Origin of the sequence: Sphingomonas adhaesiva (assembly GCF_036946305.1) — a bacterium.
GTDB classification, from domain to species: Bacteria; Pseudomonadota; Alphaproteobacteria; order Sphingomonadales; family Sphingomonadaceae; genus Sphingomonas; species Sphingomonas adhaesiva_B.
This window is the reverse complement of record NZ_JAQIJJ010000004.1, coordinates 310,599-326,261: the sequence shown is the minus strand read 5'-3', so window position 1 is coordinate 326,261 and position 15,663 is coordinate 310,599. Positions and strand designations below refer to the sequence as shown.

Sequence of the window (15,663 nt, the reverse complement as noted above, 5' to 3'; positions counted from 1 at the left end):
GGACGTTTCACATCGGCAACAACGCGTGGGGGGGAAAAGGTTGCGTGGTGTTCCGACGTCTAGGCTGCCCCCGTCTCCACCAGCGTCACGCCCTGTTCCTCGCACAGCCGGCGCAGGCCGGGATCGAGCAGGCGATCGGTCACCAGCCAGTCGACCATGTCGAGCCGCCCGATGCGGACCGGGGCGGCGCGGCCGACCTTGCTGGCGTCGGCGACCAGGATGACGCGGCGCGCGTTCTTCACGATCGTCTGCGTCACCTGCACCTCGTCGACCGAGAAATCGAGCAGGCTGCCGTCCTGCGGATCAATCGCGGAGGCCCCGATGATCGCGAGATCGACCTTGAACGTGGCGATGAACTGCATCGCGAGCGCGCCCACCACCGCGCGGTCGCCGCGGCGGACCTGTCCGCCGACGACCACCACCTCGACCCCGGGGCGGCCGTCGAGCTGGTCGACGACGTTGAGGTTGTTGGAAATGACCATCAGGTCGCGGTGCGCCACCAGATGCGCGGCGACCGCCTCCGTCGTGGTGCCGATGTTGACGAACAGCGACGCGCCGTTGGGCACCAGCGCCGCCGCCGCGGCGCCGATCGCGGCCTTCGCGCCCGTCGCGACGGTGCGGCGCGCGGCATAGTCGATATTGTCGACGCCCGACGTCACCACCGCGCCGCCATGGACGCGCGACAGCATCGCGCGGCGGGCGAGTTCGTTCAGATCCTTGCGGATCGTCTGCGGCGTCACCGACAGGCGGCGGGCGAGGTCGTCGACCTCGACGCTGCCCGCGGCGCGCGCCCATTCGAGGATCTGGCGGTGGCGGTCGGTATCGCTCATGCGGCCAGATAGCGGTCGATCGCCGCGGCCGCATCCGCGGGAACGTGGAGGCCCAGCTTGCTGCGGCGGTAGAGGATGTCCTCCGCATCGCGCGCCCATTCACTGGCGACCAGCCAGTCGACCTCGCGCGCGGACAAGCCGGCGCCGAAATCCTCGCCCAGATCGGCGGGGGTGCGGGCGTCGCGCAGCACGTCCGGGGTCAGCGTGCCATAGGCGCGCGCGAGGCGGCGGAGCAGCTTCGCTGGCATCTCCGGATAGCGCGCGGCGAGGGTCGAGAGATAGCTGTCGAAGTCCATGTCGGGCATGTTGCCGCCGGGTAGCGTCGCGCCCGCGGTCCATGCCGTGCCGGCGGCGGGGAAGAAGGGGGCGAGTTCCTGCATCGCGTGTTCGGCGAGCTTGCGATAGGTCGTGATTTTGCCGCCGAAGATGCTGAGCATCGGGGCGTTTTCGTTGGCGCCTTGCGGCCCCTTATCGAGATCGAGGACGTAATCGCGGGTGACCGCGGAGGCATTGGCGGCCTTGTCGTCATAGAGCGGGCGGATCCCGGCATAGGTCCATTTGATGTCGGCTTGCACCGGCGCACGATCGAAATAGCGCGCGACCGTCTCCAGCAGATAGTCCACTTCATGTTGCGCGATCTGAGCCTTGCCCGGCGCGCCTTCCCATGCCTCGTCGGTGGTGCCGACCAGCGTGAAGTCGCCCTCATAGGGGATGGCGAAGACGATGCGGCGGTCGGGGTTCTGGAGCATGAAGGCGTGGTCGCCCTCGTACAGTCGCGGGACGACGATATGGCTGCCCTTGACCAGCCGCACGCCGCGATCGTCGCGCGCATGGGGGACGCGGCCCAGCACGTCGGCGACCCAGGGGCCGGCGGCGTTGACCAGCGCGCGGGCGGTGACGGTGCGCTCGCCGTCCGCATCGGCGATCGTGGCGCGCCAGCCGCCGCTTTCGCGGCGCGCATCGACCAGCCGGGTGCGCGTCAGGATCTGCGCGCCGCGGTCGGCGGCGTCGCGGGCGTTGAGAACGACCAGGCGGCTGTCTTCCACCCAGCAGTCCGAATAGACGAAGGCCTTTCCGTCGTCTTTCAGGCCGTTGCCACGCGCGTCGCGGCCGAGACGGATCGTCTCGGTCGCGGGCAGTTTCTCGCGGCCGCCGAGGTGGTCGTAGAGGAACAGGCCCGCGCGGACCATCCAGGCGGGGCGGGGCGAGTTGGTTTGCGGCAGGACGAAGCGCAGCGGCCAGATGATGTGCGGCGCCATGCCCCACAGCCGCTCGCGCTCGATCAGCGCCTCGCGCACCAGCCGCACCTCGCCATATTCGAGATAGCGCAGCCCGCCGTGGATCAGCTTCGTGGATGCTGACGAAGTATGCGCCGCGAGGTCGTCCTTCTCCACCAGCATGACCGACAGGCCGCGGCCGACCGCGTCGCGCGCTATCCCCGCGCCGTTGATCCCGCCGCCGACGATCAGCAGGTCCGTATCGAATGTGCTCATCAAACGAATATGGATGCTTTCGAACGAACTTTCAAACGAAACTGTTGACGTTCGCCCGGGGGGTGGCGACAAGCATCGCGAGCGAAGGAGAGCGTGTGTGGCCAAGACCCATATTCTGGCGATCGATCAGGGGACGACGTCGACCCGCGCGATCGTCTTCGACCGCGATGCGCGCCCGGTGGCGACCGCGCAGACCGAATTTCCGCAGCATTATCCGCAAGGTGGCTGGGTCGAGCATGAACCGGAAGATATCTGGCGCGACACGCTGGACGTCGCGCGACAGGCGATTGCGGAAAGCGGCGTGGGGGCCGGGGGGATCGCCGGGATCGGCATCACCAACCAGCGCGAGACGGTGGTGGTATGGGACCGCGCCACCGGCGAGCCGATCCACCGCGCGATCGTGTGGCAGGATCGCCGTACCGCGAAACGCTGCGCCGAGCTGAAGGCCGAAGGGCATGAGGCGATGGTGCGCGCGAAGACCGGGCTGCTGATCGACCCCTATTTCTCCGCGACGAAGCTGGCGTGGATCCTGGATAATGTGGAGGGCGCCCGGGCACGCGCGGAGGCGGGCGAACTGGCGTTCGGGACGATCGACTGTTTCCTGCTGTGGCGGCTGACCGGCGGCGCGGTACATGCGACCGATGTGACCAATGCGGGACGGACGCTGTTGTACGACATCAGGGCGCAGCGATGGGATGCGGAACTGTGCCGGTTGTTTGCGATACCGATGGCCATGTTGCCGTCGGTGGAGGACAATGCGCATCTCTATGGTGACACGGCGGACGGATTGTTCGACGCCGCGATCCCGATCGCGGGCATGGCGGGGGACCAGCAGGCGGCGCTGTTCGGGCAGGCGTGCTTCGCGCGCGGGATGGCCAAGTCGACCTATGGCACCGGCTGTTTCCTGCTGCTCAACACCGGCGAGGAGGCGATCGAGTCCGAACATCGCCTGCTGACGACACCGGCGTATCGGCTGGACGGCAGGATGACCTATGCGCTGGAAGGGTCGATCTTCGTCGCGGGTGCGGCGATCAAGTGGCTGCGCGACGGGATCGGCGTCATCACGCACGCCAGCGAAACCAACGACATGGCGACCAAGGTGCCCGACAGCCACGGCGTCTATATGGTGCCGGCGTTCGTCGGGCTGGGCGCGCCGCACTGGGACCCGGAAGCGCGGGGTGCGATCTTCGGGCTGACGCTGGGGGCGACGCAGGCGCATCTGGCGCGCGCGGCGCTGGAGGCGGTGGGGTATCAGACGAAGGACCTGACCGATGCGATGATCGCCGATGGCGGCGAGGCGCCGGCGATGCTGCGCGTCGATGGCGGCATGGCGGCCAACGACTGGCTGTGCCAGTTCCTGGCCGACCTGCTGGACACTGCGGTGGAGCGACCGCTGCACCTGGAGACGACCGCGCTGGGCGCGGCCTTCCACGCCGGGCTGGCGACGGGGGTGTGGAAGGATCTGGACGCGCTGAGCGAGACATGGGCGCGGCGCGATTGCTTCGAGCCGGGGATGGCGGCGGGGCAGCGCGAGACGCTGGTGGCCGGGTGGCGCGCGGCGGTGGCGAAGACGCTGACCGGGGCGGCGGAGGGATAGGGCGGCCGCTGACATTCGTCGTGAGACGGGCTGAGCCTGCTTACACTTTCCCCTTCGTCATTCCCGCGTAGGCGGGAATCCATACACGCAGGTGTCGCGGCTCGATCCGCCACGGCAGCGTCAATGGATCCACGCCTTCGCGGGGATGACGAAGGGGGAGAGCCCTGAACGTCGGCTCGACCAGACGTGGCGCATGTGCTTCGAGACGGCCTCTCGACTTCGCTCGATGCCTCCTCAGCACGAACGGGAGGGGGCAGATCGTCATGCCGGACGTGACCCGACATCCATGGACCGTGGACGCTGCGCCCGCGGAAAGATGGACCCCGGGTCAAGCCCGGGGTGACGGGAGGGTGACGACGCGCCAAAAAAAAGCCGGAGCGACGAGCGCTCCGGCGTGGAAAGTTTTTAGGAGAGGATGCCTGAAAGGCCTGATCCTTGTGCAGTGCAGCACGGTATTAAGCAAGTGCAAGAAACGTTAACTCGGTTGCAGGAAATGCAATCCGGGTAAGCTCACCCACCCTCCAGGCCGTCGTGAGCGCGCGATTAACCTTTCGCCGTTACGGCACCGGCCATGTCGATCCAACGGACGGCGCCGCGGTCCCCCGCCGGCGATGAGCATGAAGCACGGCGGCTGGCGCCGATCCTGGCGGGCGCGATGCGCGGGTGCCGGCGGCATCTCGTCGCCGCGGCGGCGTTCTCGGGGCTCATCAACCTGCTGTATCTCGCGCCGTCGATCTTCATGTTGCAGGTCTATGATCGCGTCGTGCCGACGCGCGGCGCGGCCACGCTGGTGGCGTTGCTGCTGATCCTGATCGTGGCGCTGGGGGTGATGTCGGTGCTGGACGCGGTGCGCTCGCGGCTGCTGCTGCGTGCGGCGCTGCGGCTGGAGCGGCGGCTGGCGCCCGCGATCCTGTTGCGCATCCTGGGCGATGGCGCGGCGTCGTCGTCGCAGCGGATGCAGGCGCTGCGCGATCTGGACCAGCTGCGCGCGACGCTGACCGGCGCGGCGGTGGTGGCGCTGTTCGATGCGCCCTGGGCGCCGATCTATATTCTGGTCTGCTTCATGCTGCATCCGTGGCTGGGCGTGCTGGCGCTGGTCAGCGGGCTGCTGCTGGTCGCCATCGCGATCGGGGGCGAGCGCGCGACGCTGCCGCAGCTGAACGGCGTCAATGCGCGCACCTTGCTGGCGCAGCGCGAGCAGGACTTCACGATCCATGCCGCCGATGTGGCGCGGGTGATGGGGATGCGCGACGCGCTGGCGACGCGCCACCTGCTGGAACGCGCCGACGTGACGCGGCGGCAGGCGGCGCTGGCGGCAGCCTCCGCACGCTTTCTGGGGGCGGGCAAGTTCCTGCGGCTGCTGCTGCAATCCGCGGCGCTGGCGCTGGGTGCGTTCCTGGCGATCCGGCAGGACATTTCGGGCGGCGCGATCTTCGCCGCGTCGCTGCTGCTGGGTCGCGCGCTCCAGCCGATCGAGCAGATCCTGGCGGCGCTGAAGCCGCTGGGCACCGGGCGCAACGCGCTGCGCTCGCTCGACCGCTTCCTGTCGATGCCCGCGCCGGACCATAGTACGATCACGCTGCCCGCGCCGCGCGGACGGATCGAGGTGCGCGACCTGAGCGTGCGCGCGCCGATGGGGATCGTGCGATCCTGGAGGATATCAGCTTCGCGATCGAGCCGGGCGAGGTGGTCGCGCTGGTGGGGCCGAGCGGGGCGGGCAAGTCCACGCTGCTGCGCGCACTGACCGGCGCGATCGCGTGCGACGGGGGCGAGGTGCGCGTCGACGGCGCGACGCTGGACGAATGGAACCGCGAGCAGCTGGGCCGCCACATCGGCTATATGCCGCAGACGCCGACGCTGTTTCCCGCGAGCGTCCACACCAACATCTCGCGCTTTGCCGCGGTGCTGGCGGGGGAGACGCCCGAGCTGGACCGCGAGGTGGTCGCCGCGGCGATGGCGGCGGGTGCGCACGAACTGATCCTTGGGTTGCCGCAGGGCTATGCGACGATGCTGGGCGCGGGCGACGGCGGTGGGCTGTCCGCCGGGCAGGGGCAGGCGGTGGCGCTGGCGCGCGCGCTGTTCGGCCAGCCGACGATCCTCTTCCTGGACGAACCCAATGCGCATCTGGACAGCGAGGGCGAGCTGCGGCTGGCCGAGACGATCGCGGCGCTCAAGGCGCGCGGCGCGACGGTGGTGGTGTCGACGCACCGGACCGGGCTGCTCCAGTCGGTGGACAAGATCATGCTCATCAAGGACGGGCGGATGCAGCTGTTCGACGAACGATCGAAGGTGGTGCGCTCCGCGCCCGCGACCGCGGTGGCGGCGGGAGGGGCGCGGTGAGCGACGTGGTAGCGCCCCCCGTGTTGCGCGCGGATCGCCGCATGGTGATCGCGGAGCAATTGCGGCTGGACGATTCGCCGCGGCGCGCGACCTGGGTCGGGCTGGGCGTGGCGGCGGCGTTCTTCGTCGTCGGCACCGGCTGGGCCGCGGCGTCGCGGCTGGATGCGGCGGCGTCGGGCGAGGGGCAGGTGGTGGTGGCGGGCAATCGCCAGACCGTGCAGCATCGCGACGGCGGGACCGTGCGCGCGCTCCATGTGCGCGAGGGGCAGCATGTCCGCGCCGGCGACGTGCTGTTCGAACTCGACGGCAACGAGGTGGCGGCGACCGAGCGCGCGCTGGCGAACACCGTGATCGATTTGCAGGCGCAGCGTGCGCGGCTGGAGGCGGACGTGACGGGGGCCGCGATCCGCTGGCCCGACGGGTTCGCGACCGCGACCGGCGACGATCGCCGGCTGGTGGACCGCGCCAAGGCGCTGCAACTGGCACAGCGTTCGGCGCGGTCGGGATCGCTGGCGGCGAGCGATGCGGTGCTGCGGCGGCAGGAGGCGCAGGTGGCGCGCGAATCGGGCGGCTTCGCGGCGCAGGCGAGCGCGGCGGCACGCCAGCGCGCCTCGTTGCAGGAGCAGCTGGACAGCACGCGCAAGCTGGCGGACCAGGGCTATGTCAGCCTCAACACGGTACGCGCGATCGAACGCTCGATCCAGCAGCTGGACGGCAGCAACGCGGACTATGCCGCGCGCACCAGCGCCGCGCGCGAGCAGATCGGGCAGGCGCAGGCGCAGGGGGTGCAGACGCGACGGCGGTATGCCGAGGATGCCGCGACCGCGCTGCGCGATACGCAGTTCCAGCTGAACGAGACGATGCCCAAATGGGCCGCCGCGCGCGAGCAACTGGCGCGCACCGCGATCCGTGCGCCGGTGACGGGGACGGTGGTGGGGCTGCGCGTCTTCTCGGTGGGCGGGGTGATCCAGCCCGGGCAACCGATCCTGGACATCGTGCCCGATGCCGCCCCGCTGGTGGTGCGCGCGCATTTCCAGCCCGCGGATATCGACGGCGTGGCAACGGGGGGCATCGCGGAGGTGAAGTTCCTGTCGCTGCACGAACGCGACCTGCCGATCCTGCTGGGGCGGGTGGAGACGGTGTCCGCCGACAGCCTGCGCGACGAGGCGACCGGGCACAGCTATTTCAGCGCGGATATCGCGGTGCCGCGCAGCCAGATCGCGGAGATCGAGAACGTGCGCGGGCGCGACACCGGCATCCGTGCGGGCGTGCCGGTGGCGGTGATGGTGAAGCTGAAGGCGCGCACCGCGCTGCAATATCTGCTCGATCCGCTGACCGAGGCGTTCCGGCGGTCGTTCCATGAGCGGTGAGATGATGATCGCGATGATGCTGGCGGCCGCGGCGGCGGCACCCGCGGCGGGGGATCAGCCGCCCGCGGTGGTGGTCGTGGCCCCGGCGCAGGAGACGCTGGGGCAGGCGATCGCGGACGCCTATCGCAGCAACCCGACGCTGGAGGCGCAGCGCGCGCGGCTGCGCACGATCGACGAACAGGTGGTGCAGGCGGGCGCGCCCTACCGGCTGCGCGCGCAGCTGAATGCGTCGCTCAATTATCAGGATCAGCGGCAGCAGAATTTCCTGGGCCGGTTCGTCGATGTCGAGAACCGGACGATGGGTGCGCGCGTGTCGGTGTCGCAGATCCTGCTCAACGGCGGGCGCACCGCGGCGGCGGTGTCGACCGCCGAGGCGCAGGTACTGGCGGGGCGCGAGGAATTGCGCGCGGCGGAGAATGCAACGCTGTACGAGGTGGTCGACGCCTTCGCCGCGGTGCTGCGCGATCAGGAACTGGTGGCGATCCAGCGGCGCTCGGTCGACTCTTATGGCCGGCAGGTCGATCAGGCGGTGGCGCGCGAGCGCGGCGGCGAGCTGACCCGCACCGATATCGCGCAGGCGAGCGCGCAACGCGAGATCATCCGCGCGCAACTGGCGCAGGCGGAAGCGAATTTGCAGACCAGCCGCATCCGCTTCGCGAGCGCGGTGGGGCGCAATCCGGGCGCGCTGGTGCCGCCGCCGGTATTGCCGGGGCTGCCCGCGACGCTGGACGAGGCGTTCGCGATCGCGGACGCCGAGGCGCCGACCCTGTGGCAGGCGCGGATGACCGCGCGGGCGGGCGATGCGCGGGTGTCGGCGGAGCGGGCGGAGCGGGCGCCGACGGTGTCGCTGTCGGGCAGCTACGGCTATTCCAGCATCGGCGATTATCGCACCCGCGACCTGCGGCCCGAGGCGATCGGCGGGGTGACGATGACGGTGCCGCTGCTGACCGGCGGCGTGATCGGATCGCGGGTGCGCGCCGCGGTGGCGGACCGCCAGCGGCTGGGGTTCGAGGTGGAGGGTGCGCGGCGCGACGTGCTGGCGCGCACGCAGGAGGCGTGGAACCAGTCGGTCGCCGCGACCGAGCAGCGCGAGCTGGGGCGGCTGGCGGTGGATGCCGGGCGTATCGCGCTGACCGGCGTGCGGCGCAGCTTCGGCGAGGGGTTCCGGTCGAACTTCGAGGTGCTCGATTCGGAGCAACGCTTGCTCAACGCGCAGGTGCTGGAGGTACAGGCGGTCTATGCCGCTTATGTCGCCAAGGCGCGCGTGCTGGCGGTGCTGGGGCGGTTGCAGGCGGCGACGCTGGCGCAGGGCGTGCCGGCCTATGACGCGGGCGCCAATCTGCGCCATGCCAAGGCGGTGACGTTCGGGCCGTTCGACCCGTTCCTGGCGCCGATCGACCGCGCCAGCGTGCCCGGCGCGGCGAGCGCACCGCCCCCGGTGTTGCCGGTGGCGGTGGATACGCGGCTGCGCACGGCGGCGGTGACGGAACTGCCGGGGCCGCTGGGCAGCGCGCTGCCGGTGGGCGGCGCGCCGGTGCTGATGCCGCCGACGGTGGATGCGTTGAGCGATGCGGGGGTGACGGGGGGATAAGCCGCCACATCCGTTCGCCCTGAGGAGGGGCTGAGCCTGTCGAAGACCCGTCTCGAAGGGTAGGCGCTTGTGCTTCGAGACGGCACCTCGACAAGCTCAGTGCCTCCTCAGCACGAACGGCGGGGGGAGGGTGAACGGAGAGGGATCAGTCCCGCGCCGCCAGCTCTGCGTACAGCCCGCGATAGGCGCCGATGATCGTGGCATGGTCATAGTCGCGGATGGTGCGGCGGCGCATCGCCTCGCCCATTGCGCGGCGGCGTTGCGGATCCTCGACCAGCCGCAGGATCGCGTCGGCGGTGGCGGCGGGGTTGACCAGCGGGGTGACGATGCCGCCCGCGCCGCCGTCGTCGGGGCCGCGGCCCTCGATCATCTCGCGACAGCTGCCGACGTCGGTCGCGACCACGGGGACGCCACATGCGCCGCCCTCCAGGATCACCAGCGGCTGTGCTTCGGACAGGCTGGTGAGCACCAGCAGGTCGACGCGCGGCAGCCATTCGGCGATCTGCACCCGTCCCGCGAAGTCGAACACCGCACCGATCCCCAGTTCCGCCACCAGCGCGCGGCATTCGGTGGCATAATCGGCATCCTCGTCCTCCGGCCCCAGCACCGCGAAGCGCACCTCCGGACGGCGCGCATGGACCTGTGCGGCGGCGCGGATGAAGGTCTTGATATCCTTGATCGGCACCACCCGGCCGAGCAACGCGACCAGCGGGTGCGCGGGGTCGCGCGCGTCGGGCAGCGCGGCGAAGCGGGTGGCGTCGATGCCGTTGGGGATCACGCGCAGCCGCGCGGGCGCGGCGCCCAGCCGGCGCTGCACCGCGCTGTTGTCGCCATAGAGCGCGACGATCGGGTCGCACGCATCATAGGCGGCGGTGGCGTAGCTGGCGAAGGCGCGCACCCACAAATCGCGCAGGTCGCGCACGCTGCGCTCCAGCTCCAGCCCGGTATCGACCTGATCGCCGATCCACTCCGCCATCATCACCTCGATCTGGCGTTCGAGCAGATAGATGCCGTGTTCGGTGATGACCGCGGGGCGCCCCGTCTCGCGCCGTGCACGCGCCGCGGCGAGGCCGGCGAACCCGGTCGAGATGGTGTGATAGACGCGCGCCGGCGGCAGCGGCGCGGTCAGCACCGCCAGCAACCCGCCCAGCAGGGTGCGCATCGCCCAGAAATAATGGTGGAACGACGCCTTGGGCAGGATCGCGCTGTAATGGCGTTGCAGCCGCGCGAAGGTGGCGGGATGCGCCAGGATGTCGCCGGCATGGGGCACGCGCGGCAGGCGGCGCAGGCAATCGATCAGGTCGTCGAGCGCCGTGCCCCCGCCCATGGCGACGAAGCGGACCAGCGCATCGGCGATCGCGGCGGCGGGCGCGTCGGGCAGGCGGCGCGGCGCACGCGGGGCGGGGGCCAGCGCCACCTCCGCCACGCCGACGACATTGGCGGGGGGATCGAGCCGGAACGGGAGCGGCGCCGCGGTCGGCTTGATCGCGAGGATCGAGAAGCTGACCTCCGGCAGGTGGGTGATGAGGTCCTGCAACCACCCCGACACCCCGCCGACGACATAGGGATAGGCGCCCTCGACGATCAGGCAGACGTCCGCCGCGGGCGGATCGCGGGTCATGCCGCGGCCTCGCCATGCCACCACGATGCCGGCGCATCGGCGGCGAGGCGGTCGATCGCGGCATAGTCGCGCGCGGCCCAGGCGGCCTCGATCGCGGTGCACGGGTCGCGGTGCAGCGCCAGCGCGTCGTCGCGCAGATGCTGGCGCTGCGCGCTGGAGAGCAGGACGTTGGCGCGCGCGTGATCCGCCAGCAGCGCGGCGAGCGCGGGCGTGGCGGCGGGGTCGCCCGCGGCGATGCGGCGGCCGAGTGCGGCGCGTCCTTCCGCCAGATTATGGACGACGCGTGCGGCGGCGGCGGCGGCCAGTGCGCGGATCGTCTGATCGTCGTCGGTCAGCGCCAGCGCGACGAGCGGCGACAGCGCCGGCTCGAACGAGCGCACCACCGTCTCCAGCGCACCGCGCCGCGCGGCGACGTCGCCGTGGCGCATGACGGTGGCGAGCGAGCCGAGCATGTCCGGTGCGGCATGGCGCACGCGCCCGTCGAGCAGGCGGGCCACCGCCGCCGCCTTGCGTGGGCGCGGCGCGTCATCCTCGTCGGCGGTGACCGCGTCGCGTCGCCGCAGCAGGCGGGTGCCCGGGAACAGCAGGCAGCAGGCGAGCAGCGGCAGCGGGCCGAGCACGCCGACCACCGCGGGCGCGACCCCGATGCGCCCGCCGGTGAGCCAGATCGCCAGCCCGGCCAGCGTCAGCATCACATGAACCAGCAGGATCGGCGAGGTGGCGAGGCCCAGCGCGGCGATCGCGAGGATCACGACGTCCAGCACCGCCAGCGCGGCCAGGCGCGCGATCATGCCACCCGGCCCGTCGCGCGCGGCTCACCGCGCTGTGCCTCCATCGCCAGCGGGGCAAGCCAGGTCGCGATTCGGTTCAGCTCCGCGACCGCCTGCGCGTGGAAATCGGCGAAGGGAAGCGCGTGGAGCACGAGGCAGGCGACCATCTCGCCGCCGGGCGCATGGTACAGTGGGACCGCGGCGACGCCGATGCCGTCCAGCGGGGTGCGATCGCGGCGGCGCGCGACGTGGAGCACCTCGCGCCGGTTGGCGATCACGCCGACCAGCGTCTCCGGCAGGGTGGCGGGGCGGCGGGCATCGCCTTCCCCGGTCAGCCAGACGCGCGCACTGCGATCGGACGCGACCAGATAGCAGGTGAAATCGGCGGTGCCGGCGGCGCGCCCCACCAGGTCGGCCAGCGCGGCGCAACGCGCGGCGGGATCCGGGGCGGCGAGGCGCGCGGCGGCGGCGATGATATGCCCGGTGGTGCGCTCGTCGATGGCGACCTGTACCTGGAGCGCGCGGTTGGTGCGCGTCAGTTCCTCGATCGCGCCGCCCAGCCGGGCGAGATCGTGGCGCGCGGCGGCGAGCTTGCGCGCCTGTCGCGCGTGGCGGCGGGTGCGCGTCAGCGTGACCTCGCCGATCGTGGCGGCGGCGACGAACCACATCAGCGGCGGCAGCGACAGGTGCAGCAGCCGGTCGAGATAGTCGCCGTGATCGCGCAGCCCCTGCGCCTCGACCAGCCACCACAAAGTGGCGAGCGCGGCGGCGGCGACCCCGGCGCCGGTGCCATAGGCGAGCGCCATGGCGATGACGGGGATCCACAGCGGATGCGGCTGCATCCCGGCAAAGCCGTGGCCGTGCGTCAGCACCGACGCCAGCAGCGCCAGCGCGGCGAACATCGCCAGCAGCTCCGCGATCCTGCGCACGCGCGGCCGGATCATTTCGCGCGCCCCAGGCCGCGCGTCAGCTGCGCCCGGCCGTAGAGCTGCTCGCCCGAGAAGCCGGGGCGCGCGATCGAGGTGACGCCGCCGCTGCCTTCCAGCCGCCAGCCGTCGCCCAGCCACGCCGAGGCGCCGAGCGCCGCGATCGGGCCGTTGCCGCCGAAGCGATCGACGGTGTAGCCGAACTGGCCGGTGAGCTGGACCGCGCCCAGCGTGCCGCCGACCACCGCCTGCGCGATATGGTTCTCGCGGTTGGCCAGCGGCACCGCGCCCGACCGCGTGACATATTCGGCATCGAGGCGGTAGCTGAGCGTCAGCGACGGCGCGGCGCGGCGCATCAGGTAATCGATCCCCGCGGCGAGCGTGACGGTGTCGCTCGCGGCGCCCGAGTGGATGCCGTAGCGGTTAACGCCGGCATCGCCCTGTACCAGCCATTCGGGCGACAGCCGCCAGGTGCCGCCGATCGCGGCGCGGGTCAGCCAGCCGGCGGCGAGCGCCTGTGCGCCGGTGGACACATCAGGCATGTGGATCAGCAGCAGGCCGCGCGCCTGCGCCTCCGCGCTGCCCCAGACGATCCGCGCGCCGCCGCCGGTGACGCCGTCGTCGAGCGCGGCGGCGAGCATCACCTGCGCGCGCGCGGCGTCGGTCAGCGCGATCTGTAGCGCGGCGTCGGCGATGGTGCGCCCGGCGGTGCGCGTCGCGGCGGGGGTGTCGACCCACGTCTCCATCCGGCGCACGCCGCCGCCCGCGGTGACGCGATCGTCGAGGATGGCGTCGAGGAGAGCATCGACATGCGCGGCGACCTCCACCTGCGACAGGTCGCCGCCGTCGCGGGCGGTGGCGGTCAGCGTCGCGGTGCCCGGCGCCATCGCGGCGGCACGACGCGCGGCGCGATCGTGCGCGTCGATTGCGCGATAGGCGCGCGCGGCGCCGCGCGGATCGCCGTCACCGGCGCGCGCGTCAGCCAGCCGGCGGGCGACCTGCGGATCGTCGGGATGCGCGCGCGCGAGCGCCTCCGCCCGGCGGCGGGCCTGTCCGGGATAGCCGGCGGCGGCATCGGCCTCCACCAGCGCGAGATCGGCGTCGAGTGCGCCGGAATCTGCCGCCGGGGCGACGACGGTGATGGCTGGAGGCAGGAACGCGACCGACAGCGTGGCGCCGTCGAGCCGCGGTGCGATCTGCCATCCCGGCGCGGCGCGCAGCACCAACGTGTCGTCGTTCCAGCGCAGGTCGTCGATGCGATCGCCCAGCGCGGCGCGAAAGGCGTCGAGCGTGTGCGGGTCGAGCGGGCGGTCGTAGCGGACCACCAGCTCGCCCGCGCCCGGCTCCAGCGTGATGCGCGTGCCGGACGGCCATGCCAGCTGCGGCACGGGCGCGGCGATCGATGCGTCGGCGAAGACCGGCTCGGGCACCGCGAGTCGCGGCGCGTCGGCCAGCAGCAGGAACAGCGCGGCGATCACGGCGCCAGCACCGTGCGCGCGCGACCGGGCTGGCCGAGCGCGATCAGCAGCCGCGCCTGGAAGGCGGCGAGGCCGCGGTCGGCGGGCGCCTCGGCGCGCAACGCCTCCACCAGGCGCAACGCCTCGGTCCGGCGGCCGAGCCGTTCCAGGAGGTCCGCGCGGGTGCGGTCCGGCGCGGGCGATACGGCGAGCGCGCGGTCGAGATACGCGCGCGCCGCCGCCGCGCCGCCCGCCTTCGCCTGCGCATCCGCCATCAGGCGCAGTGCGGGGAGGTCCTGCGGATGGTCGGCGAGATAATCGTCGAGAATGCGGATCGTCTGCGCCGCACCGCCGCGGTTCCACGCGGCCCAGGCCATGTCGAGGCGCTGCTGCGGGGTGGCGACCCCCGCAGCGAGGCGGCGGCGCGCGAGCAGGTCGGCCTGCGCCGCGGGCAGGTCGCGCGGGGTAGCGGCGGCGATCGCGCGCCAGTCGTCGCCCGACAGCGCACGCCCGTCGAGCAGCGCGGCCAGCGCGGCGGCACCCGCGGCATCGTCCCCCGCCGCCGATGCCAGCGACAGCCGCGTCAGCAGCACCGGGGTGCGCATCGCCAGCGGATGGTGCGCGACGAAGGCGAGCGCGGCGGCGGGCCGGTCGCGCGGGGCATAGGCCGCGAGCCAGCCGGCCTGCATTGCGGGCGGACCGGCCAGCGTGCGGTCGCGCAGCCAGGCGAGGTCGGCGTCGTGCGGGCGTGGGCCGATCAGATACAGCAGGCGCTGCGCCGCGGGGGCGTCGACCGGCAGCCCGACGGCGGCGTCGCGCAGCACCGCAATGGCATCGTCGCGCCACCCCCGCTGCGAGCAGGCGTTCCGCTGCGGCCGGGCGGTCGGTGCCGGCCAGCAGCGCATTGCGCAGCCCGGCGCGGTCCCCGGCGTGCGTCAGCACCGCTTCGCGCGCGGCGTCGCGTTGCGCCGGCGGCAGCAGCTCGACCGCGCGCAGCGCCGCGGGGGTGTCGCCGATGCGAGTGGCGACGCGCAGCGCCAGCCATGGGTCGGCGCGGCGCCATGCTCCCGTGGTACGGCGGTCGAGCGCGACGAGGAGGTCGGTGCGACCCGCCGCCTCCATCCGCCGGATCAGGTCCAGCAGCAGCGCGGCGGGTTCGGCCGGCAGCGCGCCGCGCGCGACCGCCGCCGCGATCAGGTCGGCGCGGTCGAGCGCATAGCCCGCCGCGACCACATCGCCCGGCGCCACGCCCGCGGGCGGCGTCGCGAGCAGCGCCACCGCCGTATCGCGGCGCCCGGTCGCCTCCAGCATCCGCAGCCGGACCGGCCATAGCGCGGGCGCGTCGCGATCGGGGCGCAGCGCGAGATAGGCGAGGCCGGTGTCGGCGCGCTTCGCCGCCAGCAGGTCCCAGGCGACCTGTGCGGTGGAGACGGCACGGCCCGCGGCGACCAGCCGTGCCGTCTCCGCCGCCAGCGCGGGCGCGTCGGCGTGGCGGATCAGCGCCGCGAGCGACGGCTCCGTGGCGGCGGGCGGGCGCGGCGCCACGGGGGGCATGTAGCGCGGTGGGGGGGGCACGGGGATCGCGCGACCCGCGGCGCTGGCGACCTCGGCCCGCCCGGGCAGCAGCCAGACACCCAGGCCGACGCTCACCACGCCCACCACCAGCGG

At 72.5% G+C, this 15,663-nt stretch carries 14 protein-coding genes; 7 read left to right on the top strand and 7 right to left on the bottom strand.

The annotated features are described in order from the left end of the window. Positions 1-59: 59 nt before the first annotated feature. Both PGN14_RS07880 and PGN14_RS07875 read right to left on the bottom strand, forming a co-directional pair. On the bottom strand, positions 60-830 hold the full coding sequence (locus PGN14_RS07880) for a DeoR/GlpR family DNA-binding transcription regulator (RefSeq protein ID WP_335298931.1): 771 nt from the start codon (positions 828-830) through the stop codon (positions 60-62). Continuing rightward, positions 827-2,323, bottom strand: coding sequence for a glycerol-3-phosphate dehydrogenase (locus PGN14_RS07875; protein ID WP_335298930.1), 1,497 nt, complete (start codon positions 2,321-2,323; stop codon positions 827-829). Before PGN14_RS07875 ends, PGN14_RS07880 begins: the two co-directional genes overlap by 4 nt. 97 nt (positions 2,324-2,420) lie before the next feature. On the opposite strand from PGN14_RS07875, the gene glpK reads away from it, so the two are divergent. The 5 genes from glpK (at position 2,421) to PGN14_RS07850 (ending at position 9,221) form a co-directional block, all read left to right on the top strand. Further along, positions 2,421-3,920, top strand: a complete 1,500-nt coding sequence (gene glpK / locus PGN14_RS07870; protein ID WP_335298929.1) for a glycerol kinase GlpK — start codon at positions 2,421-2,423, stop codon at positions 3,918-3,920. A gap of 571 nt (positions 3,921-4,491) precedes the next feature. Beyond that, complete coding sequence (locus PGN14_RS07865; protein ID WP_335298928.1) at positions 4,492-5,664, top strand: hypothetical protein; 1,173 nt, start codon at positions 4,492-4,494, stop codon at positions 5,662-5,664. Beyond that, the gene (locus tag PGN14_RS07860; RefSeq protein WP_335298927.1) at positions 5,619-6,260 is read left to right on the top strand and encodes an ATP-binding cassette domain-containing protein; all 642 of its coding nucleotides are present in this window, start codon (positions 5,619-5,621) and stop codon (positions 6,258-6,260) included. Before PGN14_RS07865 ends, PGN14_RS07860 begins: the two co-directional genes overlap by 46 nt. Further along, positions 6,257-7,630 carry an HlyD family type I secretion periplasmic adaptor subunit gene (locus tag PGN14_RS07855; RefSeq protein WP_335298925.1) on the top strand — a complete coding sequence of 458 codons (1,374 nt, stop codon included), beginning with the start codon at positions 6,257-6,259 and terminating at the stop codon, positions 7,628-7,630. The genes PGN14_RS07860 and PGN14_RS07855 overlap by 4 nt, the downstream gene beginning before the upstream one ends. A gap of 1 nt (position 7,631) precedes the next feature. Then, a complete protein-coding gene (locus tag PGN14_RS07850) occupies positions 7,632-9,221 on the top strand; it encodes a TolC family outer membrane protein (protein ID WP_335298924.1) in 1,590 nt (529 codons plus the stop codon). 145 nt (positions 9,222-9,366) lie between these two features. Here PGN14_RS07850 and pelF read toward each other — a convergent pair whose 3' ends face one another. The 5 genes from pelF to PGN14_RS07825 are packed head-to-tail and all read right to left on the bottom strand — an operon-like array spanning position 9,367 to position 14,819. After that, complete coding sequence (gene pelF / locus PGN14_RS07845) at positions 9,367-10,842, bottom strand: GT4 family glycosyltransferase PelF (protein ID WP_335298923.1); 1,476 nt, start codon at positions 10,840-10,842, stop codon at positions 9,367-9,369. Continuing rightward, complete coding sequence (locus tag PGN14_RS07840) at positions 10,839-11,633, bottom strand: hypothetical protein (protein WP_335298922.1); 795 nt, start codon at positions 11,631-11,633, stop codon at positions 10,839-10,841. Before PGN14_RS07840 ends, pelF begins: the two co-directional genes overlap by 4 nt. Next, a complete protein-coding gene (locus tag PGN14_RS07835; protein WP_335298921.1) occupies positions 11,630-12,556 on the bottom strand; it encodes a hypothetical protein in 927 nt (308 codons plus the stop codon). The genes PGN14_RS07840 and PGN14_RS07835 overlap by 4 nt, the downstream gene beginning before the upstream one ends. Further along, the gene (locus tag PGN14_RS07830) at positions 12,553-14,016 is read right to left on the bottom strand and encodes a hypothetical protein (RefSeq protein WP_335298920.1); all 1,464 of its coding nucleotides are present in this window, start codon (positions 14,014-14,016) and stop codon (positions 12,553-12,555) included. The genes PGN14_RS07835 and PGN14_RS07830 overlap by 4 nt, the downstream gene beginning before the upstream one ends. Next, positions 14,013-14,819 (bottom strand): hypothetical protein, encoded by an 807-nt coding sequence (locus tag PGN14_RS07825; protein ID WP_335298919.1) that lies wholly within the window; start codon positions 14,817-14,819, stop codon positions 14,013-14,015. Before PGN14_RS07825 ends, PGN14_RS07830 begins: the two co-directional genes overlap by 4 nt. Positions 14,820-14,823: 4 nt before the next feature. On the opposite strand from PGN14_RS07825, the gene PGN14_RS07820 reads away from it, so the two are divergent. Both PGN14_RS07820 and PGN14_RS07815 read left to right on the top strand, forming a co-directional pair. Then, positions 14,824-15,327 (top strand): hypothetical protein, encoded by a 504-nt coding sequence (locus tag PGN14_RS07820; protein ID WP_335298918.1) that lies wholly within the window; start codon positions 14,824-14,826, stop codon positions 15,325-15,327. Between the two features lie 46 nt (positions 15,328-15,373). Next, positions 15,374-15,553, top strand: coding sequence for a hypothetical protein (locus tag PGN14_RS07815; RefSeq protein ID WP_335298917.1), 180 nt, complete (start codon positions 15,374-15,376; stop codon positions 15,551-15,553). The last annotated feature ends 110 nt before the right edge of the window (positions 15,554-15,663 follow it).

Bases quoted from the DNA above. Each gene is read 5' to 3' on its own strand.
- PGN14_RS07880 (WP_335298931.1), bottom strand. From the start codon at position 830: ATGAGCGATACCGACCGCCACCGCCAGATCCTCGAATGGGCGCGCGCC.
- PGN14_RS07875 (WP_335298930.1), bottom strand. From the start codon at position 2,323: ATGAGCACATTCGATACGGACCTGCTGATCGTCGGCGGCGGGATCAAC.
- PGN14_RS07865 (WP_335298928.1), top strand. From the start codon at position 4,492: ATGTCGATCCAACGGACGGCGCCGCGGTCCCCCGCCGGCGATGAGCAT.
- PGN14_RS07850 (WP_335298924.1), top strand. From the start codon at position 7,632: ATGATGATCGCGATGATGCTGGCGGCCGCGGCGGCGGCACCCGCGGCG.
- pelF (WP_335298923.1), bottom strand. From the start codon at position 10,842: ATGACCCGCGATCCGCCCGCGGCGGACGTCTGCCTGATCGTCGAGGGC.
- PGN14_RS07840 (WP_335298922.1), bottom strand. From the start codon at position 11,633: ATGATCGCGCGCCTGGCCGCGCTGGCGGTGCTGGACGTCGTGATCCTC.
- PGN14_RS07835 (WP_335298921.1), bottom strand. From the start codon at position 12,556: ATGATCCGGCCGCGCGTGCGCAGGATCGCGGAGCTGCTGGCGATGTTC.
- PGN14_RS07820 (WP_335298918.1), top strand. From the start codon at position 14,824: ATGGCATCGTCGCGCCACCCCCGCTGCGAGCAGGCGTTCCGCTGCGGC.